The sequence below is a fragment of the Aminobacter carboxidus genome, from assembly GCF_014863355.1.
In the GTDB taxonomy this organism is placed as follows: domain Bacteria; phylum Pseudomonadota; class Alphaproteobacteria; order Rhizobiales; family Rhizobiaceae; genus Aminobacter; species Aminobacter carboxidus.
On the sequence record NZ_JACZEP010000002.1, the window covers coordinates 708,668 to 732,871 of the forward strand.

The 24,204-nt window shown below is 62.2% G+C and carries 29 protein-coding genes; 15 read left to right on the forward strand and 14 right to left on the reverse strand.

The genetic code is table 11. From position 1 onward, the window contains the following. Positions 1 to 19: 19 nt before the first annotated feature. Positions 20 to 994: a LysR family transcriptional regulator gene (locus tag IHE39_RS11105; protein ID WP_192566479.1), complete on the reverse strand. Its 975-nt coding sequence runs from the start codon at positions 992 to 994 to the stop codon at positions 20 to 22. Positions 995 to 1,131: 137 nt separating this feature from the next. Between IHE39_RS11105 and IHE39_RS11110 the strand changes: the two genes are divergently transcribed. Further along, positions 1,132 to 1,713: an NADPH-dependent FMN reductase gene (locus IHE39_RS11110; protein WP_184772640.1), complete on the forward strand. Its 582-nt coding sequence runs from the start codon at positions 1,132 to 1,134 to the stop codon at positions 1,711 to 1,713. 60 nt (positions 1,714 to 1,773) lie between these two features. Here the strand turns inward: IHE39_RS11110 and IHE39_RS11115 are convergent, their stop codons facing one another. The 3 genes from IHE39_RS11115 to IHE39_RS11125 form a co-directional block, all read right to left on the reverse strand. After that, positions 1,774 to 2,034 (reverse strand): DUF2312 domain-containing protein, encoded by a 261-nt coding sequence (locus IHE39_RS11115; RefSeq protein ID WP_067956960.1) that lies wholly within the window; start codon positions 2,032 to 2,034, stop codon positions 1,774 to 1,776. 151 nt (positions 2,035 to 2,185) lie between these two features. Beyond that, positions 2,186 to 2,494, reverse strand: coding sequence for a DUF1244 domain-containing protein (locus IHE39_RS11120; protein ID WP_192566480.1), 309 nt, complete (start codon positions 2,492 to 2,494; stop codon positions 2,186 to 2,188). An 11-nt stretch (positions 2,495 to 2,505) separates the two neighbouring features. Further along, the gene (locus tag IHE39_RS11125) at positions 2,506 to 3,303 is read right to left on the reverse strand and encodes an N-formylglutamate amidohydrolase (RefSeq protein ID WP_192566481.1); all 798 of its coding nucleotides are present in this window, start codon (positions 3,301 to 3,303) and stop codon (positions 2,506 to 2,508) included. A gap of 245 nt (positions 3,304 to 3,548) precedes the next feature. Between IHE39_RS11125 and IHE39_RS11130 the strand changes: the two genes are divergently transcribed. After that, positions 3,549 to 4,037, forward strand: a complete 489-nt coding sequence (locus tag IHE39_RS11130; RefSeq protein ID WP_184772634.1) for a DUF1036 domain-containing protein — start codon at positions 3,549 to 3,551, stop codon at positions 4,035 to 4,037. Then, positions 4,034 to 5,470, forward strand: coding sequence for a pyruvate kinase (gene pyk, locus IHE39_RS11135; protein WP_192566482.1), 1,437 nt, complete (start codon positions 4,034 to 4,036; stop codon positions 5,468 to 5,470). Before IHE39_RS11130 ends, pyk begins: the two co-directional genes overlap by 4 nt. A gap of 73 nt (positions 5,471 to 5,543) precedes the next feature. Here the strand turns inward: pyk and IHE39_RS11140 are convergent, their stop codons facing one another. The 3 genes from IHE39_RS11140 to ykgO form a co-directional block, all read right to left on the reverse strand. After that, positions 5,544 to 6,596, reverse strand: a complete 1,053-nt coding sequence (locus tag IHE39_RS11140) for an alpha/beta fold hydrolase (protein WP_192566483.1) — start codon at positions 6,594 to 6,596, stop codon at positions 5,544 to 5,546. 116 nt (positions 6,597 to 6,712) lie between these two features. Beyond that, positions 6,713 to 7,294, reverse strand: a complete 582-nt coding sequence (locus tag IHE39_RS11145; protein WP_192566484.1) for a tetratricopeptide repeat protein — start codon at positions 7,292 to 7,294, stop codon at positions 6,713 to 6,715. 79 nt (positions 7,295 to 7,373) lie between these two features. Further along, the gene (gene ykgO, locus IHE39_RS11150) at positions 7,374 to 7,499 is read right to left on the reverse strand and encodes a type B 50S ribosomal protein L36 (RefSeq protein ID WP_018429929.1); all 126 of its coding nucleotides are present in this window, start codon (positions 7,497 to 7,499) and stop codon (positions 7,374 to 7,376) included. A 285-nt stretch (positions 7,500 to 7,784) separates the two neighbouring features. On the opposite strand from ykgO, the gene IHE39_RS11155 reads away from it, so the two are divergent. Further along, the gene (locus IHE39_RS11155; protein ID WP_343070081.1) at positions 7,785 to 8,150 is read left to right on the forward strand and encodes a lysozyme inhibitor LprI family protein; all 366 of its coding nucleotides are present in this window, start codon (positions 7,785 to 7,787) and stop codon (positions 8,148 to 8,150) included. Positions 8,151 to 8,165: 15 nt separating this feature from the next. On the opposite strand, the gene IHE39_RS11160 is transcribed toward IHE39_RS11155, so the two are convergent. Then, complete coding sequence (locus IHE39_RS11160) at positions 8,166 to 8,507, reverse strand: winged helix-turn-helix transcriptional regulator (RefSeq protein WP_192566486.1); 342 nt, start codon at positions 8,505 to 8,507, stop codon at positions 8,166 to 8,168. Between the two features lie 130 nt (positions 8,508 to 8,637). Between IHE39_RS11160 and IHE39_RS11165 the strand changes: the two genes are divergently transcribed. Together IHE39_RS11165 and IHE39_RS11170 are read left to right on the forward strand one after the other, a co-directional pair. Then, a complete protein-coding gene (locus IHE39_RS11165; RefSeq protein WP_192566487.1) occupies positions 8,638 to 9,522 on the forward strand; it encodes an NAD(P)-dependent oxidoreductase in 885 nt (294 codons plus the stop codon). Positions 9,523 to 9,612: 90 nt separating this feature from the next. Continuing rightward, on the forward strand, positions 9,613 to 9,990 hold the full coding sequence (locus IHE39_RS11170; protein ID WP_192566488.1) for a nuclear transport factor 2 family protein: 378 nt from the start codon (positions 9,613 to 9,615) through the stop codon (positions 9,988 to 9,990). A 212-nt stretch (positions 9,991 to 10,202) separates the two neighbouring features. Here the strand turns inward: IHE39_RS11170 and IHE39_RS11175 are convergent, their stop codons facing one another. The 3 genes from IHE39_RS11175 to IHE39_RS11185 all read right to left on the reverse strand — a co-directional run bounded on the left by IHE39_RS11175 (position 10,203) and on the right by IHE39_RS11185 (position 12,067). Then, positions 10,203 to 11,285 carry a 5-(carboxyamino)imidazole ribonucleotide synthase gene (locus IHE39_RS11175; protein ID WP_343070082.1) on the reverse strand — a complete coding sequence of 361 codons (1,083 nt, stop codon included), beginning with the start codon at positions 11,283 to 11,285 and terminating at the stop codon, positions 10,203 to 10,205. Continuing rightward, positions 11,282 to 11,746 (reverse strand): 5-(carboxyamino)imidazole ribonucleotide mutase, encoded by a 465-nt coding sequence (gene purE, locus IHE39_RS11180; protein WP_192566607.1) that lies wholly within the window; start codon positions 11,744 to 11,746, stop codon positions 11,282 to 11,284. The genes IHE39_RS11175 and purE overlap by 4 nt, the downstream gene beginning before the upstream one ends. A gap of 117 nt (positions 11,747 to 11,863) precedes the next feature. Then, positions 11,864 to 12,067 (reverse strand): YdcH family protein, encoded by a 204-nt coding sequence (locus tag IHE39_RS11185; protein ID WP_184772616.1) that lies wholly within the window; start codon positions 12,065 to 12,067, stop codon positions 11,864 to 11,866. Between the two features lie 238 nt (positions 12,068 to 12,305). Between IHE39_RS11185 and IHE39_RS11190 the strand changes: the two genes are divergently transcribed. Then, positions 12,306 to 12,488, forward strand: a complete 183-nt coding sequence (locus IHE39_RS11190) for a YdcH family protein (protein WP_184772614.1) — start codon at positions 12,306 to 12,308, stop codon at positions 12,486 to 12,488. 269 nt (positions 12,489 to 12,757) lie between these two features. Here IHE39_RS11190 and IHE39_RS11195 read toward each other — a convergent pair whose 3' ends face one another. The 3 genes from IHE39_RS11195 to IHE39_RS11205 form a co-directional block, all read right to left on the reverse strand. Further along, positions 12,758 to 13,021, reverse strand: coding sequence for an ArsR/SmtB family transcription factor (locus IHE39_RS11195; RefSeq protein WP_184772610.1), 264 nt, complete (start codon positions 13,019 to 13,021; stop codon positions 12,758 to 12,760). Positions 13,022 to 13,104: 83 nt separating this feature from the next. Continuing rightward, positions 13,105 to 14,346: an MFS transporter gene (locus IHE39_RS11200; protein ID WP_184772608.1), complete on the reverse strand. Its 1,242-nt coding sequence runs from the start codon at positions 14,344 to 14,346 to the stop codon at positions 13,105 to 13,107. A 77-nt stretch (positions 14,347 to 14,423) separates the two neighbouring features. After that, a complete protein-coding gene (locus tag IHE39_RS11205; protein WP_192566490.1) occupies positions 14,424 to 14,618 on the reverse strand; it encodes a DUF1192 domain-containing protein in 195 nt (64 codons plus the stop codon). A 176-nt stretch (positions 14,619 to 14,794) separates the two neighbouring features. On the opposite strand from IHE39_RS11205, the gene IHE39_RS11210 reads away from it, so the two are divergent. From IHE39_RS11210 to IHE39_RS11245, 8 genes are all read left to right on the forward strand, one after another. Further along, positions 14,795 to 15,799 (forward strand): NAD(P)H-quinone oxidoreductase, encoded by a 1,005-nt coding sequence (locus IHE39_RS11210; RefSeq protein ID WP_192566491.1) that lies wholly within the window; start codon positions 14,795 to 14,797, stop codon positions 15,797 to 15,799. A 268-nt stretch (positions 15,800 to 16,067) separates the two neighbouring features. Beyond that, a complete protein-coding gene (locus tag IHE39_RS11215) occupies positions 16,068 to 17,084 on the forward strand; it encodes a Rieske 2Fe-2S domain-containing protein (protein ID WP_192566492.1) in 1,017 nt (338 codons plus the stop codon). A gap of 160 nt (positions 17,085 to 17,244) precedes the next feature. Further along, positions 17,245 to 18,147, forward strand: a complete 903-nt coding sequence (locus tag IHE39_RS11220; protein WP_184772600.1) for a LysR family transcriptional regulator — start codon at positions 17,245 to 17,247, stop codon at positions 18,145 to 18,147. A 137-nt stretch (positions 18,148 to 18,284) separates the two neighbouring features. After that, the gene (locus IHE39_RS11225; RefSeq protein ID WP_192566493.1) at positions 18,285 to 19,253 is read left to right on the forward strand and encodes a PDR/VanB family oxidoreductase; all 969 of its coding nucleotides are present in this window, start codon (positions 18,285 to 18,287) and stop codon (positions 19,251 to 19,253) included. A 39-nt stretch (positions 19,254 to 19,292) separates the two neighbouring features. Beyond that, positions 19,293 to 20,420, forward strand: a complete 1,128-nt coding sequence (locus IHE39_RS11230) for an S-(hydroxymethyl)glutathione dehydrogenase/class III alcohol dehydrogenase (RefSeq protein WP_184774102.1) — start codon at positions 19,293 to 19,295, stop codon at positions 20,418 to 20,420. Between the two features lie 57 nt (positions 20,421 to 20,477). Then, positions 20,478 to 21,050, forward strand: coding sequence for an S-(hydroxymethyl)glutathione synthase (gene gfa / locus IHE39_RS11235; RefSeq protein WP_184772595.1), 573 nt, complete (start codon positions 20,478 to 20,480; stop codon positions 21,048 to 21,050). Positions 21,051 to 21,141: 91 nt separating this feature from the next. Beyond that, on the forward strand, positions 21,142 to 22,125 hold the full coding sequence (locus IHE39_RS11240; protein ID WP_246485446.1) for an ABC transporter substrate-binding protein: 984 nt from the start codon (positions 21,142 to 21,144) through the stop codon (positions 22,123 to 22,125). 362 nt (positions 22,126 to 22,487) lie between these two features. After that, the gene (locus tag IHE39_RS11245) at positions 22,488 to 24,068 is read left to right on the forward strand and encodes a sensor histidine kinase (RefSeq protein WP_192566494.1); all 1,581 of its coding nucleotides are present in this window, start codon (positions 22,488 to 22,490) and stop codon (positions 24,066 to 24,068) included. Positions 24,069 to 24,204: the final 136 nt, after the last annotated feature.

Sequence of the window (24,204 nt, forward strand, 5' to 3'; positions counted from 1 at the left end):
CGACGGGGCGATCTCGAAATCAGACCACTCGTCCCGCGGCCTCGAATTGCCCGGCCAATGTCTCGACAAAGCGCAGCAGCACAGTGGTTTCGATTTCGGCGCGCCAAAACAGCTTGAGCGGCAGCGGCACCGAGAAGCCGTCGACGTGGCGGATGACGACATTCGGCGGATGCCGGCCCGACTGGGAGCGGTTGACGAAGGCGATGCCGAGGCCTGCCGCGACCAGGCTCAGTGTCGCCTCGGTGCTGCCGGTCTCCATCAGCACGCGGATGGCGACGCCACTCGATTGCAGGGCCTGGGCGACCTTCTCCGCCATCAGGCCCGACTGGGCGAGGTCCATGCCGATGAAGTCGGCGCCGTCGAGGTGCTCGACCACAAGCTCTGCCTTTGCGGCGAGCGGATGGTGCTCGGGCAGGGCCAGCGCCAGGTCGTCGAGCACCAGCTGCTGCGATTTCAGGGCGTGCGGATAGCCGAGTTCATAGGCTAGGCCGATGTCGATCGCGCCCGTCGCCAGCGCCTGGAAGGCCTGCTCGGACAGCATCGGCGTCAGCCGGAGCTCGACCGTCGGGTTGGTGCTGCGAAACCGCTGGAGCCCATCGGGGATCGGTGCAAACATCATCGCCGCGCCATTGAAGCCGACGCGCAGCAGCGATACCTGCCCGCTGTCGATCAGGTCGAAACGCCTGATGGCGAGGTCGACCTCGCGCAGGATGCGCGATGCGTCCTCGAGCAGCGCTTCACCGGCCAGGGTCAGCCTTACCCCTGTCGGCTCGCGCTCGAACAGCCTGCCGCCAAGCTGTATCTCCAGCTCGCCGATGCGCCGTGACAGCGCCGACTGCACGATCGCCAGCCGGTCGGCGGCCTTGTGGAAACTGCCGAGTTCAGCCGCGACGACGAAATGCTGCAGGTTCTTCAACAGCTGGGCCCGGCGTATGCCGAGCCGGCCGAGGCTGTCCTTGCCATACGCTTTGACGTCTGAGGCATCGGCGGTCATCGGGCACCACGCGCAACGGGTCTGGTTGTTTCGACTGTACCGATGCCGAAACGAGATCGCCTCGTCCGAAAAGGTCATTTGCCGCCGAATACGGTTGCCTGTCTCCTGCTGGCTGAAACAGAGATGGATGGGGAGACATGATGGTGGCAAGACCCTTGATCGTTGGGATCGGCGGTACGACACGCAGCGGCTCGTCCTCGGAACGGCTGTTGCATCAGGCACTCGCAGAAGCGCAGGCGGCGGGTGCCGACACGCTGGCCTTCAGCGGCGAAGGGCTGCTGTTTCCGATCTATGGAACGGCAAAGCCGGGCACAGCTGAGCAGGGCTTCATCGAAGCGCTGCGCCGCAGCGATGGCGTGGTCATCGCATCACCGGGCTATCACGGCTCGGTGTCGGGCATGCTGAAGAATGCGCTGGATTACATCGAGGAACTGCGGAGCGACGTCAGGCCCTATCTCCAGGGGCGGCCCGTCGGCCTGATCGCCGCGGCTGCGGGGTGGCAGGCGGGCGGGTCGACGCTGCAGCATTTGCGTTCGATCGTCCATGCCCTGCGCGGCTGGCCGACGCCGCTAGGCGTCATTACCAATTCGTCGCTGCCCAACTGCTGTTGTGGCGACCAGATCTCGCTGATGGTTGGCCAGGTCATGGATTTTGCGGGCGCGTTTGGCGCCGGCAAAGCCGGCATGGCTGCGCCGCTGCAGCCCTTCTGCGTGGCGTGAAATTGCTCGCCACGATGGCTGCGGCGTATCCCCCTGGGATGCGCCGCAGCCGAACTGGCCTCAGCTCATGCCGAGAGCGGCCTTGTAGAGGTCGAGGATCGCTTCGGCTTCGTCGCGCTCGGCCTGGTCCTGCTTGCGCAGGCGGATCAGGGTGCGCAGCGCCTTGGTGTCGAAGCCGGTGCCCTTGGCTTCGGCATAGACGTCCTTGATGTCGTCGGAGATGGTCTTTTTTTCTTCTTCAAGCCGCTCGATGCGCTCGATGAAGGCGCGCAACTGGCCGGCGGCAACAGTCTGGCTGGTATCGGTGATTTCGTCGGCCATGGGGCACTCCGCAATTGTGACTGGAACAGCGCGACTCGGCGCGCCATGGGGCATTTCGGCCCGGTTCGATGCCCGATGATGACAAGAGGGTCAAGGGGACGTGGCGGCGCAGCTGACACGACGCGGCGTAATTTTCGCCCATTGGTCCCTGTTAGTGATCCTTGGGCCGATTGGTCTCGAAGGCCGCCTTTTGCGCCTCGGTGGCGTCGCGCTGGTGCCTGGCCTGCCACTCGGCATAGGGCATGCCGTAGACGATCTCGCGCGATGTCTCCTTGGACAGCTCGATGCCGGCACTGGTGGCCGCGTCGCGGTACCAGTTGGACAGGCAGTTGCGGCAGAAACCGGCGAGGTTCATCATATCGATATTCTGCACGTCGGAGCGCTCGCGCAAATGCTCAAGCAGGCGGCGAAAGGCGGCCGCCTCGAATTCGCGCTGCTGCGCTTCGGTGAGTTCGGCCATTTCGATCTCCATCACAGCGGCCCGGTGCGCGAGCCGAATTGTCTGACTTCATGTATATCGGCACGGCGGTTGATCGCGTCAACGATCGGCGCCAGCCGATATGCCCAGGCGCTGGTGCCGGCATCGTCGCCGATAAGGTCCTGCCGTATTTCGATCAGGGCATGGGCAAAGCCGCTGACGATGGCGTGGCGAAACATGGTGTCGCCGCGCAGCGCCCCGTCATAAGGTTCGTTGTCGCCGACGATGATGCCGCCATCTTCGGCCAGCATCTCGATCAGCGGCCAGGCGGCGCGATTGTCCATGTCCCACAGGATACCGGCATGCCATGGCCTGATGCGGCCCTGCATGACCGGCGTGAACGAATGCACCGACAAGATAAAGGGTGCCGTGCCGGTCTGCTGGTGCACCGAGGCGACCATCGCGCCGACGGCGTCGTGGTAGGGCCGGTAGAAACTGTCGAGACGGCGTTCGCGCTCTTGGTTCGACATCGGATAATTGCCCGGGATGACCGAGCCGTCATAGAGCTGGCGGATCAGGGTCGGGTCGTCTTCGCCACGATTGGGATCGATCAGCAGGCGCGAGAAGTTGGCCATGACCGCCGGCGCAGCCAAGATCGTCGCCAGCTTGCGGGTCACCTGTTCGGCGCCGATGTCATAGGCGATGTGGCGCTCGAACTCCTCGGGCGGCAGGCCGAGATCGCCATATTCCTGCGGCAGGTCGCGCCGGGCATGGTCGCACACAAGCACCAGGCCGCGACCGCGATCGCCTTCGATGATTTCGAACGGGGCAAAGAGAGTGTTTCGCGTCATCGGAGGCAAATTGTCCTTCGGCACGGCTTCGGTGTAGATTTCGTCGCCGTTGCAGCTGTGGGGATATGTGCTAACGCCGTTGTTTTGCCAACCTTTTTTCGAATATGCCAGATGGGGCAGCAAATCACCGCGGCTGAGCGCATCTAAATCGATTGGATAAGCGCTGTGCGATGCGTTGACATGCGCCTGCACATTGCCGAAAAGGGCACCAGAACATGAAGAATACGTCGAAGAGGGGCTTGGGGATGGAACTTGCCGGAAGGCCGCGCGCACGCTCAGCCTTCGCAACGCTTTTCCTTTTCCTGGCAATTCCCCTGGTTGCCTCGGTCGCCGCGACGCCTGCGCGCGCCGATTTCAGGGTCTGCAATGCGACCCAGAGCCTCGTCGGCGTCGGCATCGGCTACCGCGCCAAGGCCGGCTGGATCACCGAAGGCTGGTGGCACATCGAAGGTCAGTCCTGCAAGACGCTGATCGAAGGCCCGCTGTCATCGAGGTTTTATTATCTCTATGCAGAAGATGCCGAGCGCGGCGGACGCTGGGATGGCCCCGTCAACATGTGCGTGGCTGAAAAAGAGTTCAAGGTTGCCGGGGTCACCGACTGCGTAGCGCGCGGTTTCCAGCGTGCCGGCTTCCAGGAATACGACACGGGCGAGCAGGCGAACTGGATGGTCCAGCTCACCGACGAGCCCGCAACGGGCGGCAATACGGCCGCCTCGGGAACCAACGGTCAATGAGACGCAGCCGCAAGGTCAAGATACTCGCCACACTCGGTCCGGCCTCCTCCGACGAGGTCATGATCCGCAAGCTCTTCGATGCGGGCGCCGACGTCTTCCGCATCAATATGAGCCATACCGACCACGATTCGATGCGCACGCTTGTCGGCCGCATCCGCAAGGTCGAGGAAGAGGCGGGCCGGCCGATCGGCATCCTCGCCGACCTGCAGGGGCCCAAGCTCCGCGTCGGCAAGTTCGCCAATGGCAAGGAAGAGCTGAGCGTCGGCCAGACCTTCACCTTGGACGACAGCGCCGAGCTCGGCGACAACAAGCGCGTGCACCTGCCGCATCCTGAAATTCTCAAGTCGGTCCAAGCTGGCCATCGCCTTTTGATCGACGACGGCAAGCTCGAGCTCCGGGCGACCAAGACCGACGGCAAGTCGATCGTCTGCACCGTGGTTGCCGGCAACAAGATTTCCGACAAGAAGGGCGTCAGCCTGCCCGACACCGACCTGCCGGTCGGCGCGCTGACCGAAAAGGACCGCAAGGACCTCGATGCGGTGCTCGAAACCGGCGTCGACTGGGTCGCGCTGTCGTTCATCCAGCGTCCCGAGGATCTGGCTGAAGCGCGCAAGATCGCCCAGGGGCGTGCGCTGCTGATGTCCAAGATCGAAAAGCCGCAAGCCGTTGCACGCCTTGCCGAAATCATCGAGCTGTCCGATGCCTTGATGGTCGCCCGTGGCGATCTCGGCGTCGAGATGCCGATCGAATCGGTTCCCGGCATCCAGAAGCAGATCACCCGTGCGGCACGCCGTGCCGGCAAGCCGGTGATCGTTGCCACCCAGATGCTGGAATCGATGATCACGGCGCCGGTGCCGACCCGCGCCGAAGTCTCCGACGTGGCGACTGCGGTGTTCGAAGGTGCCGATGCGATCATGCTGTCGGCCGAATCCGCCGCCGGACAATATCCGGTCGAGTCGGTGGCAACGATGGACCGCATTGCCCAGCAGGTCGAAAAGGATCCGACCTATCCCGGCATCATCAACGCCCAGCGTTCGCAGCCCGAAGCCACCGGTGCCGATGCCATTTCGCTTGCGGCGCGTGAAATCGCCGAGACGCTGAAGCTGTCGGCGATCGTCACCTACACCGCCTCCGGCACCACCGGCCTGCGCGCCGCGCGCGAACGGCCACAGGTGCCGATCATCGCGCTGTCGCCGATCCTGGCCACCGCGCGCCGGCTGTCGCTTTTGTGGGGCACGCATTGCGTTGTCTCGCCCGACGCCGCCAATCTCGACGACATGGTTGAACGCGCCTGTGGCGTCGCCTTCAACGAGGGTTTCGCAACTGGCGGCGACCGCGTCATCATCACCGCCGGCGTGCCGCTGCGCACGCCCGGGTCGACCAACATGCTGCGCATCGCCTATGTCGGGCCGGAAGGCAAAGGCAGCAGGTGAGTTTATGGCAGTAGGGGAATAGGGCAGTAGGCGGTGTCAGCCGTCCACGCCCTGTTCCTATTGCCCTACTGCCTCACTCCGCCGACGCCTTCTCGTTCACGCACATGTCCGTGCCGAAATCGTCGCCGGCGATCCTCGCTTCGACCTGCCGTGCCATGGCCTGCAGGTCGCGCGGCTGGCCGGCGAGCTTCTCGACAGCCGCTGCGACAAGATCGGGCGCGACCCAGTCCGGCTTGTGGCCGAGGTTGCCGACCCAGACCAGCTCGGCACCGGGAATGTCGCGGGCGAGGCCGATCGAGTGGATCTCCTCATAGACGACAGTATCGGCATCGCCTGAGATCACCACCGTCGGCGCCTTGATCTCGGGATAGCGCGGCGCTGCCTTCAGCGCGTGCCGGTACAATCCCTCGACATCGATGGCATTGGCGCGAAAAGCCCCCGGCCGCAGCACGAGCCTGATCGAGGCCTCCTCGACATAGAAGTCGGGCACCTTGTTGGGCGAGAAGACGCAGGTGGTCGCTGCCCCGATGCGCATAAGCCCGGCCGGATTGGCAACCATCGCGGCGAACAGCCGCCCGACCACCGGCCTGGCGCTCAGGCTGTAGTACCAGGAGGTGTCGCCGCCCGGCCACGGGTGCGTTGCCGCCGACAGGAACAAAAGCCCGCGTGTCTTGTCGGGATGTTCAAGCGCAAAGGTCGCCGCGATCGCGCCGCCGAACGAATGGCCGACGATGATCGCATCCTTGATGCCGAGCCTGTCCATCAGGGCCGCGATCGTCGCGGCCTGTCCTTGCTGGGTCTCGTTGTTGTTGGGCCCGCGTCCGGACCAGCCATGGCCGGGCCGGTCGAAGAACAGCATCTCGGCGCGGCCTTCAAACAGCTGCTTGAGCGGCAGCATCTGGTCCTTGAGGTTGGCGGATGCGCCATGGATGAAGACCAGCGGCGGCAGCTCCGGCTTGGCAGGTGCAGGCACATGGACATAGTGGATGCTGGCGCCTGATATGTCGATGAAGCTGCCCACGGGCGGGTTGCGGCGCTCGATCAGCCATGACGCCACGCCGGTAAAGCCGGCAAGCCCAAGCACGATCGTAACGAGCAGTACCAGGACGAAGGTGAGGATGTTCATGCGGCCAGGGCGAATGAGGGGAAGGCAGTGGCGAGTGGTTAGAAAACAAGGGTAGCGCATTCGGCGCCAACGGCGCACGCCCTAACTACTCACGATTCGCTATTGCCTGCTCGCTCTCAAATGCCTTCGCCGGCAAGCTCTTCCGACAGCCGCGACACCTCGTTCTGGGCGTTGCGCAGCATCGGATAGATGACGAGCACGCGCTGCCAGGCTTGCAGCGCCAGTTCATTGTGGTTGGTGTTGGCCATGATCTGGGCCATGCCGGAGAGGGCGCCGAAATGGCGTGGCTCGAGCTCCAGCGTGCGTTCGATGTCGGTCATCGACTTGCGGAAGTTGCCCATCATGAAATGCACCGTGGCGCGGCGGTTCCAGCCTTCGGCGTATTGGGGCTGCAGTGTCACGACCTGGTCGAGGAAATCGAGGGCGACGTCGAACTTCTTGGCTTGCAGCGCCTGTTGCGCCCACAGCATCATCAGGTCGACGGATGCGCTGCCGGAGCTGTACCAGACCTCCCAGATCCGGTTGGCGAGGCGTTCGGCGGCCTTTTCGTTGCGCTCGCGCTTGAGATCGGAAAACAGCGAATCGAGCTGCGTGTCAGCCTTGGCGATAATGGCATCGCCGCTCGTCTGGGCAAACGCCTGCAGCGGCAGCGGCGTTGCCGCGATGGTCAGGACAAAAAAGGCAAAAACGCTCCGCATGCGGAAATTCTAGACCCCCGCATGGGAACGTCAAACTGAAATTGCCGTGATGCGCCGGCCGAAAGCGGCCGGGCGAGCATCAGCCCTGGCGCGCCTTGTAGCGCGGGGCGGTCTTGTTGATGATGTAGATGCGGCCCTTGCGACGAACCAGCTGGCAGTCACGGTGGCGGCCCTTGAGCGCCTTGAGCGAATTCTTGATCTTCATGTCACTAACCCGTCAGATGGGGCCCATCTTCCGGGCCGAAACCAAAAGCGCGCCAAAGGAGCGCGCCCAATTTGTGTGAGTGGCTCTTAGACGAGGAGTCTTGGCCAGTCAACCGCGCGTCGGTGCTGCGTCGCGGATTGATCGGCTTTTTTGCCGGCAACGGGTGCGGTCATGCCTGCGCCGGGACTTGCCACCATTAGGCATCGCTGGAATCCTCCGCCCGACCAGGCAATGGAGGGATAGATGCGACTTCCGATTCTCTTGGTTTCATTCGCATGCTCGTTGGTGGCATCAGTTGCAATCGCCGAGGAATGCGACCGCAACGACCAAAGCCAGGCCGGCATGAACATCTGTGCCGGTGCCGACTATGCGGCGTCCGACGCCAAGCTCAATGCTGCCTATGGCGAGATCATCAAGCGGCTCTCCGACAATGCCGACGCGCGCAAGCTTTTGCAGGATGCGCAGCGCGCCTGGATCGCCTTCCGTGATGGCGAATGCGCGTTTTCCTCGTCGGGCGTCGGCGGCGGTTCGGCCTATCCGATGATCTACGCGATGTGCCTGAAGGACGTGACCGACACGCGCCTCGCGCAACTTGGCGTCTATCTCAAATGCGCGGAAGGCGACATGAGCTGCCCGGTGCCGGCAAACTAGGGCCAGCCTGCAGCGCTAGGCGTATTCCGCCTTGTTGTTGATCTCGCAGGGAAGGCCGAACTGCTCGCCCCAACGGCAGAGCGAGCCAGCTGCCACATTGAGCGCTGTGCCGCGTTCGGTGAGCGAATAGACCACCTTGGCCGGCATCTCCGCATAGACTTTCCGGTCGACAAGCCCGTCTGCCTCGAGCTCGCGCAACTGTTGCGCCAGCATCTTTTCGCTGATCCCGGGAATCGACTGCCTCAATCGGCCGAACCTGCGCGAGGCCGTGCCAAGCTGGCACAGGATGTCCACCTTCCATTTGCCTTCGGTCATCCTGACAGCTGCCGCAAAGCCGTTGTCCGTCGTCTTGTTCATCGAGCCTTCCTTACCTTCAGGTGACCACTTACGCCGAGGTTCGTATTGTGTGCCGCCCGTTCCACCATACCTCCACCACGTCGCGACAGAGGTCGCGTCGTGGCGCCGCCATTTGATATGGAGAGTTGGAATGAAGCGTTCAATCGCCGTTGTTGGAACCGGCCGCATGGGCTCTGCTCTTGCCCGTGCCCTGCTGGCAAAGGGCCATCGCGTCACGGTCTGGAACCGGACAAAGGAAAAGGCCGAGCCGCTGGCCCTTTTAGGCGCAAACATTGCGCCTTCGGTGCTGGAAGCGGTGTCTGCCGCCGAAATCATCATCGTCAATGTCAGCGATTATGCGGCGACGGCAGCCATCCTGCGCGACGCCGACATCACTTCCGTCCTTCGCGGCAAGCTGATCGTCGAGCTGACGTCGGGAACGCCGCATGGCGCACGCGCAGCCGCCGAATGGTGGGCCGGGCATGGGGCCAGCTATCTCGATGGCGCCATCATGGCGACGCCTGACTTCATCGGCACCGATGCCGGAACGATCCTGGTCTCCGGGCAAGGCCAGGCCTTCCGGGACAATGAGGAGGTCTTTCGCGCCCTGGGCGGCAATGTCCAGCACGTCGGACAAGACCCCGGGCGTGCGAATGCGCTCGATAGCGCGCTGCTGTCGCTGATGTGGGGCGAACTGTTTGGCGCGCTCAACGCAATTGCCGTGTGTCAGGCCGAAGAGATCGACCTGGGTGAACTGGGCCGGCAATGGACCGCGACGGCACCTGTCGTCGAGGGGCTTGTATCCGACCTCATCAAGCGCACTCATGCCGGCCGTTTTGCCAGCGACGACGAGACGCTGTCGTCGATCTCCGCACATTACGGCGCCTTTCAGCACCTGGTGGAACTGATGGATGCACGCGGGATCGATCGCTCCATCGTTGGCGGCTACGACGCCATCTTCCAGCGGGCGATCGCGGCTGGCCAACTGCAAGGCGATTTCGCGGCGCTGTCGCAATTCCTCGGCAAGGCCGCGTAAGAGCAGCGCCAGGAAGGAGGCTGGCCGCGGTGTTGGCCAGCCTCCGGTAAACAGCCAGCCTCCGGCAAACAATTGATGCAAGGAAATCGAATGTCTCTGACGCTTCTCCTGGACACCTATTGTGCCGCTTGGTCGACCGAGAGCGCCGAGCAGCGGCGGGTGCTTTTGCTGTCGGTCTGGGCCGAGGGCGCAACATATACGGACCCGTCAGTCCATGCCGAAGGCGCGGACGAACTGCTTGCGCATATCGCGACAATTCAGGCCAGACATCCCGGCGCCCGCATCCTGCGCAGCAGTGACGTTGATGTTCATCATGGCGTCGCGCGCTTCGCCTGGAGGTTCGTGATGCCCGACGGATCGTCGCCATCAGAGGGCCTGGACATAGCTTTCGTCGACCCCGACCAGCAGCTGATAACGCGCATCATCGGCTTTTTTGGCGCGCTGAAACCATCCTCGCCCACAAGCTGAGCCGGCGTCGGAGCTTTGAGGCGCCAAGGCTTGCCGGCCCTTGACCAGCTACAGCGGGATTTCGTCGCTTGCGATCGAGCTCGCGAAACGGGCTCCGGAGCATTTCCGCTTTTCTTCGAATCGCGGAATCGCTCTATCTTCTTGTTTTTGCGCAATTCCTAGGGAAAACCGCTACGCACTTTTCCTGGAATTGCTCTGGCCTATACCGCCCGTCAGCGGCGCGGCAACAGCCGGGTGAAGTGGCCCATCTTGCGGCCCGGCCGCGCTTCGGCCTTGCCGTAGAGATGGACGGCGACGTCAGGCTCGGCGAGCAGGGCCGGGACCTTGGCGATATCGTCGCCGATCAGGTTTTCCATGACGCAGTCGGCGTGGCGGTTGGCGTCGCCGAGCGGCAGGCCGGCAACGGCGCGGATGTGCTGCTCGAACTGCGAGACGACGCAGGCCGCTTCGGTCCAGTGGCCGGAATTGTGCACGCGCGGCGCCATCTCGTTGACCAGCAGCGAGCCGTCGGCAAGCACGAAGAACTCGACACCGATGACGCCGACATAGTCAAGGGCGGCGAGAATCTTGCGTGCCGCGTCGCGCGCGGCTTCAGCGGTTTCGCTGCCGATCGCCGCCGGCAGCGTCGAGGTCGCCAGGATGCCGTTGCGATGCACGTTCTCGGCCGGGTCGAAGGCGGCGATGCTGCCATCGGTGCCGCGCGCGGCGATGATCGAGATTTCGCGCTCGAAGGCAACGAAGGATTCAAGCACCAGCGGCACATTGCCGAGCGAGGCGCAGGCGCCGTCGAAGCCGCCCGTCGTCATGTTGCGGAAGACCATCTGGCCCTTGCCGTCATAACCCATGCGGCAGGTCTTGAGCACGCCGCTGCCACCGAAGGCCTTCAGCGCCTCGGCCAGCTCGGCATCGTTTTCCACAGGCCGGAAGTCGGCTGTGGATATCCCGATGCCGTTCAGGAAGGTCTTTTCGACGAGCCGGTCCTGGGCCACTTCAAGGGCGCGGGCCGGGGGATAGACGGCGACCGTGCGGCCCAGCTGCTCGGCGGCGACAACCGGCACGTTTTCGAATTCATAGGTGACGACGGCACTGGCGCGCGCCAGCTCGTCGAGAGCTGCCGGGTCGTCATAGGCGGCGACGATCTGGCGGTTGGCGACCTGGGCTGCCGGGCAGTCGGGCTGCGGCTCCAGAACGACCGTCTGGTAGCCGAGGCGGGCGGCTGCCATGGCCAGCATGCGGCCGAGCTGGCCGCCGCCGATGATGCCGATGGTGGCGCCGAGAGGCAGCGGGGCGCTCACGCGTCGTCCGTCGGCTGTTCGGCGACCCTGGCGGTCTGGGTGGCGCGCCATTCGTCGAGCCTTGCGGCAAGCGCGTCGTCGGAAAGGGCAAGCACGGCTGCGGCAAGCAGCGCCGCGTTGGCCGCACCGGCCTTGCCGATGGCCAGTGTGCCGACAGGAATGCCGGCCGGCATCTGGACGATGGAGAGCAGCGAATCCTGGCCCGACAGCGCCTTCGATTCGACCGGCACGCCGAACACCGGCAACGGGGTCATCGCCGCCGTCATGCCGGGAAGATGGGCAGCACCGCCGGCGCCGGCGATGATGACACGGAAGCCGGCTGATTTGGCGCCCTTGGCGAATTCGTAAAGACGGTCAGGCGTGCGGTGGGCCGAGACGATGCGCGCCTCATGAGCGATGCCGAGCACTTCGAGCAATTCGGCGGCATGACGCATGGTCGCCCAGTCGGACTGGCTCCCCATGATGATGGCGACGTCGACCCTGTCTTTGCTCACGCGCGGCACCCCTGCTTGATAAGCCTGCGCTTAACCGAAATGCGCTGCCATCGCAACCAAAGGCCATCCGAAAATGGCGGTTTGTCAGGCGATGATGTCGGGGATGATGCGGTCTTCGATCTGGGTGATCTTGTCCTTGAGCACCAGCTTCTTTTTCTTCATCCGCTGGATCTGCAACGTATCGCAGCCCATGGCGATCATCGCGTTGATCGCCGAATCGAAATCGGCATGGTCCTGCTTCAAGCGTGCAAACTCGAGACGAATCTCGGCCTGTTCCTGTTCCGACATGTCTACCGTCTGCAAACTCACTGGCGCACCCGGGGCGCTCCTAAGGCGGGGTCGGCGACTCCTTGTCACCGGCGCGAAGCCCTTATCACATTTCGCGCTGTCAGGAAATGCTACCACACTTTATTCGACATCGCCGATCGAGGGTGGCAGACTGTCATGGTTCCGTCACAGAGCACTGTCTGCGGTGGGCAGGGCTGTGCCCGGGGCATCGAGGAAACCATGAAAGGGAGAACCAATCATGTCTCTTGCTTCCCATCTTGAAGAACTCCAGCGCAAACATGGTGACGTCGAGCGACAGCTCGGCGAAGCAATGAATCATCCATCCATGGACGACCTGCAAATCGTAGCGCTGAAGCGTCGCAAGCTGGCTCTCAAGGACGAGATTGAAAAGCTGAGAGGCGACGATCCGACCCAGCACTAGGCGACGATCGCGATCTCTTCATAAGGCCCCATGACTGAGGCAAGGGCCCGACAGCCGGCGGCGAAACAACATCGCCGCCGGGACAGGGTGTTGTTTATCAGCCAAACCAGCGCATCATAAAGCCAGGCGCCGTGCAGCGCGGCTGGTGGATTTGCCATGCTGGCATGGGCGCTGACGCTGCGATCCGCAGTGTCTTTGGCCTGCAATAATCGTGGGTCTGCTGCAACAGTGGAAATCTCTGCCGTTGCAGCTGGACTTTTTCCGCCGCCTCAGGCGTCCCAGAACTGGTCGAGCCAGATGTTGAGCTTGCGAAAGCCGCCGACGCTGACCGCATAGACGCGGCGCGTGCCTTCGGCGCGGGCGCTGACGAGCCCGGCATCGAGCAGCACCTTGAGATGCTGCGATACCGCCGGGCGCGAAACCGGCAGGCCCGCGGCGAGCTCGCTGACGGTCTTGGGGCCACGCCGCAATTCTTCCAGCAGATGGCGCCGGTTGGCATCCGATATGGCGAGGAAGGGCGCGTCTGTTGTCATGGCCCATTTGTGCCGCAACATCAGCCAAATCTCAACTACCGGTCGTAAAGCAGGTGCCGGGCTGCCCAGCACTGCGTTGCCCGTCAGGCGGCATCCTCGTGGCGGGGGTCGAGCCTGAGCGACTCAGGCGTCGCTGAGCGGTCGGCCGGCTGGGTCTTGAAGGCCTCGCGATCCTCGATCGGCACCGGCGCGCGGCGCTTGATGCGCAGCGCGGTGTAGCCGGCGAGCATGAAATGCGCTGCGGCGGTGGCGAGGAACAGCGCCTCGGGCCGCATCACATCCATCAGGCCGGCGCCCAACATCGGCCCGACCATGGTGCCGAAACCGTAAAGCAGCAAAAGCCCGCCTGAAACCTTGACGAAGTCCTCCGGCTTGGCGTGGTCGTTGGCATGCGCCACCGCCAGCGAATAAAGCGTGTAGGCAAAGGCGCCGTAGCAGGCGGTCATGGCGATGACGAAGACGCCGGAGCGCGGCGCGACAAGGAAGATCAGCACGGCGGCGATCGCCGAGGCCAGCGAGGCGCCGATCAGCACGTAGCGGCGGTCGGTGCGGTCGGAGATCTTGCCGACCGGGATCTGCAGCGCGGCACCGGCGACCACCACCAGGCTCATCATCAGCGCGATCTCGGGCGTCGAGATGCCGACGCGCGCGCCATAGACCGCGCCCAGCGTGCCCCAGTCGCCATTGGCGACGCCGATGAGGAAACAGGCGACCGAGGCGACAGGGGAGTTGGCGTAAAGGCCCTTGATGTCGAGCGAGACGTCCTGCAGCGGCTTGGGGTGGGCAGCGCTGGAGACGGCGGTCGGAATCAGCGACAGGCAAAACAAGATGCCTGTGACCATGAACAGCGACGAGCTGGTGACGTCGCCGCCGGCGACCATCATCTGGCCGGCCATGATCGAGGCATAGGTGACCATCATGTAGAGGCCAAAGACGGTGCCGCGGTTTTCGTTGGTGGCGCGCTCGTTGAGCCAGCTCTCGATGACCATGAAGGCGCCGGCCATGGCAAAGCCGGTGAAGGCGCGCAGCGCGATCCAGACATATTCGTTGACGATCAGGCCGGTCAGCAGCGCGATGATCGCCGCCGACGCGGCAAAGGTACCGAAGGCGCGGACATGGCCGGCGCGGCGCACGACACGCGGGGCGAAATAACAGCCGGCAACAAATCCGCCGGCCCAGGCGGTGCCCATCAGGCCGAGTGCGGTGGTCGAAAAACCTTCTTCCTGGCCGCGCAGCGGCAGCAGCAGGCCATGCAGGCCAGAGGCGGCGAGCAGGAAGGCGGTGCCGCGCAGCAAAGACAGGATCGGCCGGTAGGTTGCGAGCATCAGGTGTCCCACCACGAATCAATTAGCGCCTGTAGGTGATGATAGCCTCTTTGGGGCTTATCGGTGGCGCGTGAGCGTCAGCCGCGCTTGAACAGCGCTTCGGCGGCCGATTTGGTCGAGCCCTTGGCGGCAAGTTCGGCCTCGAGCCGCACGATTTCGGCGCGCAGGGCAAGGATGCGCTCGTTCAGTTCGCCGACCGACAGCAAAGACAGGTCCTGGCCGATCTCGTGGACGGTCTTTTTCTTTTTCGGCTCGTCGTCGAACAGCGCCATCTCGCTTTCCTCCATGTCAGACAGGGGTTTGGTCAGACAGGCGTTTGCCTGATTTGCCAATCAGAATACATAGTGCGGCCAACGGCATGTAAAGTCCGGCACATGCAAAGTCCGGGACATGTAAAGTCGGACATGGAACGTCCGGGAGATGCCGGACCAGCGGAGACCGAAAAGACATGGCCACCAGACTTCCCGACAAGATGCTTGCGGTGGCGATCTCGCAGCCGGGCGGGCCGCGCGTGCTCAAGGCGGAAAAGCGCGACCTGCCGGAATTGGGCACAGGCGAGATCCTGATCAGGGTGCATGCAGCAGGCGTCAACCGGCCCGACGTGCAGCAGCGCAAGGGCGCCTACCCCGCGCCGCCTGGCGCCTCCGACCTGCCCGGGCTTGAAGTGTCGGGCGAGGTGGCAGCCCTTGGCGCAGGTGTTGCGCGTTGGCGGCTTGGCGACGCGGTCTGCGCGCTGACGCCGGGCGGCGGTTATGCCGAATACGCCAGGGTGCACGAAACCAACGCGCTGCCGCTGCCCACAGGCTTCACCTTCACCGAAGCAGCGGCGGTGCCGGAAACCTTCTTCACCGTCTGGCACAATGTGTTTGAGCGCGGCGCGCTCAAGCCGGGCGAAACGCTTCTGGTGCATGGCGGCTCGTCGGGCATCGGCACCACAGCGATCCAGCTCGCCTCGGCCTTCGGCGCCTATGTCATTGCCACCGCCGGCTCCGCCGACAAATGTGCTGCCTGCCTCAAGCTCGGGGCCGACCGCGCCATCAACTACAAGTCGGAGGATTTCGTTCAGGCGGTGAAAGACGCCACCGACGGCAAGGGCGCCAATGTCATCTTGGACATGGTCGGCGGCGACTATGTCGGCCGCAACTACCATGCCGCAGCGGTCGACGGCCGCATCGTCCAGATCGCGACGCAAGGCGGGGCGGTGGCGAGTGCCGACTTCTCCAAGCTGATGGTCAAGCGGCTGACCCATACCGGCTCGACGCTCAGGCCACGCACCACCGAGTTCAAGGGCGCGATCGCCGCCGCCCTCGAAGCCCAGGTCTGGCCGCTGCTCGCTGTCCGCCGCGTCGCGCCCGTGATGGACATGATCTTCCCGCTCAAGGAAGCCTGGCGCGCGCATGAGCGCATGGAAGAGGGCGAACACATCGGCAAGATCGTGCTGGATGTGGGGTGAGGGGTTTCGTCCGGCCGGTGCCGCGAGTTTCTGGCTCCAGCGGCCCATCAACTGCTCGTAGCCGGCGCGTCCATCGCGTCTCAGACGCGGCCGTTCCTCAATGGGTTGAAAACCGAACGGCTTGGACCGCTCCGCTGCACCATAGGCGGGCGTCGAGCTAGTGATTTGATCGATAGTCGATATTTGGATTCACGATTTCAATAAAAGCGTCTCAAGTGACACTCTTTGGCTCAGGACCTATCCACAAATCAGAGCCAGAGAAGAGTCCATGCCCTTTATCAGAAACACTTGGTACGCAGCAGCTTGGTCGAAAGAAATAAACCGGCAGATGCTGGCACGTACGATCGCCAATGAAAAGATCGTCTTTTATCGTACCGAAGCCGGTGGTGTCGCCGCAATCGAAGATCGTTGTCCGCACCGTTTTGTTCCACTTCATCTTGGCAAGCTTGAAGGTGATATTGTCGAGTGCGCTTATCACGGACTCTGCTTCGATCCGTCCGGCGCTTGCACGCTCAACCCGCACGGAGATGGTAAGATCCCGCGCGCGGCTCGAGTGAAAAGTTACAAGGTTGTCGAGAAGTACAACGTGGCTTGGCTTTGGCTCGGCGAGGCCGAGTTGGCCGATGAAGGCCTAATCGCTGACTTCAGCGTCATGACAGACCCGAGGTTTTGCACGGTCAGCAGCTATCTTCACGTCAAGGCGGGTTACCAGCTCATTTCCGATAACCTTCTCGATCTTAGCCATGGTCAGTATATCCATCCCATGTTCAAGAATGCGGAGGGACCGCCACACTTCGAACCGGAAAAGAACCCATCGGACAACGAAGTCTGGGCACGCTTCTCGCGGCCGAACCAATACCCAAACAAGTACTTCCAGATGCTCGGCTATCCGGCGGATCGGCGCGGCGACCATCGCAACTTCATGCGTTGGTCGACGCCATCACTGCTGCTCCTCGACGTTGGCATGACTGGCGTTGGCCGGCCTGTCGAAGAGGGGCTATCAATCCCCACGTCACACCTGCTCACCCCTGAAACGGACCTTACCACTCACTATTTCTGGGCCATGTCGCGTGACTTCCGCCAGGACGAAGCAGCGTTGAGTGAGGAGCTCTTGCGGGTTGGGGTGGCGGTCTTTGACGACGAAGACAAGCCGGTCATCGAGGCTCAACAGATTGCGATCGACACCAGCGAACTGATGGCGCTCAATCCCGTCTTGCTGCAAACCGATGGGCCGGCTGTCAGAGCTCGGCGTATCGTCGACGCCAAGCTGCAAGCGGAGCGCTAGCATTTTGACCCTTAGAGCGCCCCGGAAAGAGCAACGTCTCGTCCGGGGCGCAATTGGCTGTCCTCATCAGGATTGGCAACGAGAGTGATCAAGCGATTTGTGGCCCGCGCTGCGGAGATGAGCTAACGTGCAGGGAGTACCAACCGTTCAAAAGCGCGTCATGCGATTCCGCCATCTGGACATGAATTTGCTGGTCGCGCTGGACGCAATTCTCACGCACCAGAACATTACGCGTGCGTCCGAGCGGCTGTGCTTGAGTCAATCCGCCACGAGCGGCATCCTCGCCCGTCTGCGTGAGCATTTTGAGGACGACCTCGTCGTTAGAAGCGGGCGCCGCATGGCGCTCACGCCCTTGGCAGAGGAGCTGATTAACCCGCTCTCCGCAATTCTCTCCGAAACAGAAAAGCTCCTGGCGATGAGGAGCGCATTTGATCCTGCGAGTTCGGACAGGCAGTTTACAATCGCTTGTTCCGACTATGTCTGGGCGACGTTAATAGTTGAAATTATTTCGCATTTGCGTCTGATTGCACCTTCGGTGAACATTTATTACCAGGGTCCGAGTTCCCGCTTCTACAAAACCGACATCGACCTGCTGATTGTCCCTGACCGATTTATGCTTGAGGACTGCCATTTCATTCCGCTCCCGCCCAAAGCGTATGTATGCATCGTTTGGGCGAACAACGATTTGATCGGCAAATCGATTTCATTGGAAGACTTCCTCGAAGTCAGGCATGCGCAAGCCTATAGTGAACGAACGACCTTTATCGAAGCCTGGTTTCTCAAGCAGTTCGGAAAAGCGCCAAGAGCAGGAATAACGGCACCCAGCTTTACGCTGTTGCCGGATGCGTTGATCGGGACGCATTTCCTCGCATTGGTGCCTCAGGATCTCGCTGAGCGAGCGGCCGCACACCTTCCAATTCGAACAGTCGAGGTCCCGTTTGAGCTGCCTCTGATGACTGACGTCTTGCAGTGGCGCCGTTCCCATGACCGAGACCCCGGCCTGCAATGGATGCGCGATGAAGTGGTCCGTGTTGCGGCTCAGAAATCAAAGTCGAAACGCTGATCTATCGTGCTGACGGATAGCAGCCGTCCATAATGCCAATTTCCCCGCATCGTTGCGCCCGCTTACAATTCTAGAGGTCAGGTTTCTCCCCGACAGCGTGGGAGCCGGAAATCCTGATCAATGGATTTGTATGACCAATGACCAATGAAGCTAGTCAACTTATGAACGTGCGCATCCGTCGTTTCGAGGTGATCGCAAAGGATATTGCATGCTTGGAAATTGTTCCTGCCGGTGATTTTGAGCTTCCTCCCTTTTCGGCCGGATCCCACGTCGACGTTTTCATCAACGACGGCGTCATTCGACAATACTCGATATGCAACGATCCGGCCGACCCCTCCCACTATCGCCTTGCTGTCCAGGAAGAGGCGACCTCGAGAGGTGGTTCCAAGGCGATCCATGAGACGTTCCGCACGGATGATGTGATCCGTATCAGCCGGCCGCGAAACAATTTCGGCCTTGCAGAAGATGCGGAGGATATTGTCTTGGTTGCCGGAGGAATTGGCGTAACGCCGATCCTGTCGATGGCGTACCAATTGTCGCGCCGCCAGGCTGATTTCACCTTTCATTTATGTGCCCGCTCGCGGGACCGAGCAGCCTTTGTCGAAGAGATAGCCGCAAGTCCTTTTGCGTCGAGATTTCACCTGCACCTGGATGAAGGCCCGTCCCAGCAGCGCTTCGACCCTTTCCGTGCTTTTGGAGAAATCGGTCCGCGGGCGACGGTCTACATCTGTGGACCGAAAGGTTTCATGGATTTTGTCGCCGGCGCTGCGAAAAACTCTGGCTGCCAGGCAGGACGCATTCACGTCGAGAGCTTTACGCCCCTCAAGATCGAAGGCGAAGCTGAGTTCGAAGTAGTAGCGGCGCGCAGTGGAATGACGATAACCGTGCCCTCCGATAAATCCATTGCCGATGCGCTGATCGATGCCGGCATCATGCCAAAGCTGTCTTGTGAACAGGGCATCTGTGGCTCGTGCCTGACACGCGTGATCAGTGGCGATGTCGACCATCGCGATACTTATCAGACTGACAATGAAAAACGGGAAAACAAACAGATGTCCATCTGTTGTTCGAGAGCAAGGTCAAAGCAGATTGTGCTCGACATCTAATGTTACCCGGCGACGAACAGAAACGACACAAGGATCATCATGAAAACCCGCGCTGCAGTCGCCGTCGGAGCTGGAAAGCCGCTCGAGATCATGGAGGTCGACCTCGAAGGGCCGCGCGAGGGCGAGGTGCTTGTCGAAATCAAGGCGACCGGCATCTGCCACACCGACGAGTTCACCCTGTCGGGTGCCGATCCCGAAGGCATCTTCCCTGCCATTTTGGGCCATGAAGGTGCCGGCGTCGTCGTCGATGTCGGCAAGGGTGTGACCTCGCTCAAGAAGGGCGACCACGTCATCCCGCTCTATACGCCGGAATGCCGCTCCTGCCCGTCCTGCCTCAGCCGCAAGACCAACCTGTGCACCGCGATCCGCTCGACCCAAGGCCAAGGTCTGATGCCGGATGGCTCGAGCCGGTTTTCGATCGGCAAGGACAAGATCTTCCACTATATGGGCTGCTCGACGTTTTCGAACTTCACCGTGCTGCCCGAGATCGCGCTGGCCAAGGTCAATCCGGACGCCCCGTTCGACAAGATCTGCTACATCGGTTGCGGGGTAACGACAGGCATAGGCGCGGTCATCAACACCGCCAAGGTCGAGATCGGTTCGACGGCGATCGTCTTTGGCCTCGGCGGCATCGGCCTCAATGTGCTGCAGGGTCTGCGCCTTGCCGGTGCCGACATGATCATCGGCGTCGACATCAACAATGACCGCAAGGCCTGGGGCGAAAAGTTCGGCATGACGCATTTCGTCAATCCGAAGGAGGTCGAAGGCGACATCGTGCCTTACCTCGTCAACATGACCAAGCGTGGTGCCGACCAGATCGGCGGTGCCGACTACACCTTCGACTGCACCGGCAACGTCAAGGTGATGCGCCAGGCGCTCGAAGCGTCGCATCGCGGCTGGGGCGAGTCGATCGTCATCGGTGTCGCCGGTGCCGGCCAGGAGATTGCGACGCGTCCGTTCCAACTGGTCACCGGGCGGACCTGGAAGGGCACCGCCTTTGGTGGCGCGCGTGGCCGTACTGACGTTCCGAAGATCGTCGACTGGTACATGGAGGGCAAGATCCTGATCGACCCGATGATCACGCATACGCTCAAGCTCGAAGACATCAACAAGGGTTTCGACCTGATGCATGCGGGCGAAAGCATCCGCAGCGTGGTCGTCTACTGACGCTCCTTTTTTGAGGGGGGCGCATCTCGAATAGTCATCAACAGGGAGGAACAGGACATGGCTTCAGTTTCGATACATCCGGCACTCGACGGCGGGATCAAACCCGGCAGTGCTGCCTTCACCGGCGGCACGCTCGTCTGCGCCTGCGCTGACAAACCGGTCAAGGTGGCGATCAAGGGCCAGGTCGCCCACAACCATGCCTGCGGCTGCACCAAGTGCTGGAAGCCGGAGGGGGCCAAGTTCTCGGTCGTTGCCGTCACCGCGCATGAGAATGTGACGGTGTTGGAAAATGGCGACAAGCTTGCGGTCGTCGATCCGTCCGCACTGATCCAGCGCCACGCCTGCAAGGGCTGCGGCGTGCACATGTATGGCCCGGTCGAACGCGACCATGCCTTCAAGGGCCTCGACTTCATCCATCCCGAGCGCTTCCAGGAAGCGGGTTGGGCCGAGCCGGGCTTTGCCGCCTTCGTGTCGTCGATCATCGAGGCGGGCGTCGACCCCGCCGAAATGGACGGCGTGCGCGGCCAGCTGAAGGAGCTTGGGCTCGAGCCCTATGACTGCCTGTCGCCCGGATTGATGGACTACATCGCGACATGGACGGCGAAGAAATCGGGCGTGCTGAAGGCATAGCCAATTAAAATCCGTCGCTGCAGCAACCCAATAGAATGGCGTAAGCCGACGAGGGTGGCGTGCAATGCACAATCAACAATGGGAGAAGAAATTGTCTAAGATACTGAGAATAATGAGCTTGGTGATGTTTGCTTACAGCGCTGCAATGCTGTCTACGCCCGCGTGGGCAGCAGATCCTGTAAAACTTAGGTTTAGTTGGAAGTTGAAGGGGGAATATGGGTTTTTCTATCTTGGAAAAGAGAAGGGCTTGTATCAACGCAATAATGTTGACCTAGATTTGGGAGAAGGTGCCGGAGCGCAAGCGGCCCTAGGTGCGCTTGTTCAAGGCAACGAGGACGTTGTCATTGTACCTGCGATATTTGCTATCTCGGCAATCCAGAAGGGCATGCCCGTCAAGATCGCGGCAATCTACCAGAAACGCACCCCGTTCGCATTCATCTCGAAGCTGGACCATGCTGTTACAAAGCCAAGCGAGATCGAAGGCCGGTCGCTTGCAGTTTCGGTCGGTGACACCGCAACGACCTATCTGGGTGCCTTCTGCAAGGCCAACAAAGTCGATTGCAGCAAAATCCAGCAAATTCAGTTGGATCCTCAACTGAAGATTCCACAATTCATGCAAGGGCGCGTCGATCTGATTACCATCTACACCAATGTTGATCTGCCACTCATCGAACAGAGGACCGGGATGAAGTTTGCTGTCCTCGACCTTCCGAACTTTGGTTTGTCGGTGCCAGGACTGGCGGCGGTGGTAAGCGACCGTGGCATTGCCGAAAAGCCCGACGTCCTCAAACGCTTCCTACAGGCTACCAAAGAAGCCATCGAACTTACTCGCGAGGATCCCGCATCGGCCACCGCTGCGTTGCTTCAAGCCTGGAGCGCGGCTCCCTCCCAGGAATTGGTCCAACAACAAATAGTCGCAACTTCTGCGACTTTGGACACAGGGAGTGAGAAACCAATCGGCTGGATCAGCGACGACCTTATCAATGAGGCCTTGGACCTAATTTCCACTAATGGGGAGATAGGCGAGCGCCGCCCTCCTTCGGATTTTTACACCAACGAGCTTTTGGAGAAATAGAGTCGGTGTCTGGTTGAACCGCCTGGCGATGCCTAGGCGGTTCGACTGATTGTTTGCCCATCCTGTCTATCGGCGCCCAATTTTGTTCCCTTGGTACAGGGGGCCGGCGAGCGCCCTATAAAGTAAGCTCCCAGAGCGGCCGCTTTTGCCGTGTAGCTGCCGAAACCAGACCATCAGCTTTTGACCCCCGAACAGAACATGTCCTTCGCTCGATAAGGTAGCCTTTTCGCCAAACAGACACGCCGTTCCCTTCTGATTGGTCCGCGATTATGGTGGTGCCGACTTCTGGCCAACATTAACCGCACGTGACCTCACCCCTCTCCAATCCTCGCCTCCTCGGCCTCGCGCTCTGGCTCGCAGCAATGGCGGCGTTCGCGCTCTATTCGGTCGAGACGTCCAAGGCGCGGCTGGCGGGTGAGCTGGAGGTGACCGGGCGGACGTTGCACCGGCTGATCTCGCAGCGGGCGGCGCAGCATGATGCGCATATGACCAGCCTGATCGCGCTGACCAGCGCCGACCCGCCCTTGGGCGCGGTGCGGCAGGTGATGGAGAGCATATCAAGGTTTTATCCGCGCATCGCCTGGATCGCGCTGGTTTCGCTTGGTGGGGAAGATGGTGGGGCGGCTGGTGCCAAGGGCGAAGGGGCGGCGGCCGGCGCCGGCGTCGCGCCCGGCGCAGTCAGGACGCTGGTCGAGGTGCCCGAGGGCGGCGGCGAGAACCTCGCACCGTTGCGCGGGGCGATCGGCGAACAGCTGCGCGGCAAGATCTCGGTCTATACGAGCCAGAATGGGCGCTATCTGCTGGCCAAGCGGGCGCAGGCGCCTTCTGATGCGGCACTGGTGTTCGGCATCGACGCCAGGCTGCTGCTGGAGCCGGAGGAGCGCCCCGGCTGGGCGCATCTCAGGCTCGTGCTTGACGGCCAGGAGCTGCTGGACCTGCCGGCGGACGAGGGCGCGGGCAGCGCGCTTGTGACAGCACCGCATTTCGAAAAGGTGATCGACGGCGAGGGGCAGCGCATCCTGCTTACGCTCGACCGGGCTTTGCCGCTGGCAGCACTGTTGCCGCCGGGCCAGTTGCTGGGCTTTGCCGGCTTGGCGGGCCTTGCGTCGTTTGCGCTGATGTTTGCCTTGCGCCAGCGGGCGGCGGCGCAGGCATCGCTGCAAACGGCACGGCAAGCGGAGGCGCGCGCATTGTTGCAGGAGCGGGAAACACTTCTGGCGCATGCCTCGCGCGTCAACGCCATGGGCGAGCTTGCGTCCGGCATGGCGCATGAGCTGACGCAGCCGCTGACGGCGGTGCTGAGCCGCAGCCAGGCGGCACTGAGGCTCGCGGGCGCCGACAAGCCCGATCTCGGGCTGATCACCCAGGCGCTTAACGTCAATGTGCGCGAGGCCAAGCGCGCCGGCGAAATGCTGAAACGCATGCGCGACTATGCCTCCAACAAGGCGCCGGCGCCTGTCGCGTCTGATCTGAACGGGATCGTTACCGAGATCGTGGCGCTGACTTCTGCCGATCTGGTGCGGCGCGGCATCGCGCTGGAGCTTGCGCTCGGCGAGGACAGGCCGGAGGCGGTGGTCGACCCTATCGAGATGGAGCAGGTGCTGCACAATCTGATCCGCAATGCGGCCGATGCGCTGGAAGGCGCCGTGGGCGCGCGGATCAGCATCGAAACGCGCGTCCTGGGCGGCGAGGTGCAGATCGTGGTGTCGGACAACGGGCCGGGCATCGCAGCTGCGGTGCTGCCAAAGCTGTTTGTGCCGTTCTTCACCACCAAGGCCGACGGCATGGGGCTGGGCCTGTCCTTGTGCCAGACGCTGGTGGAGCGGGTCGACGGGCGGATCGAGGCGGACAACGCCGCCGGTGGCGGGGCGCGGTTCGTCATCACGCTACCCGCTGCATTAACCCTGAAATCGGCACCGATTTCCGGAAAGCACGATGCGTAGATTCAACATGTGCCGGAGCGGCTTTTGTGCGTCCACACGCGCGGCGCGTAGATTTGGGCGGAGCGGCCTTAACGCGTCTACACGCGCGGCGCTTAGATTCGATAGGTGGCGGAGCGGCCTTTACGCGTCCACAGGA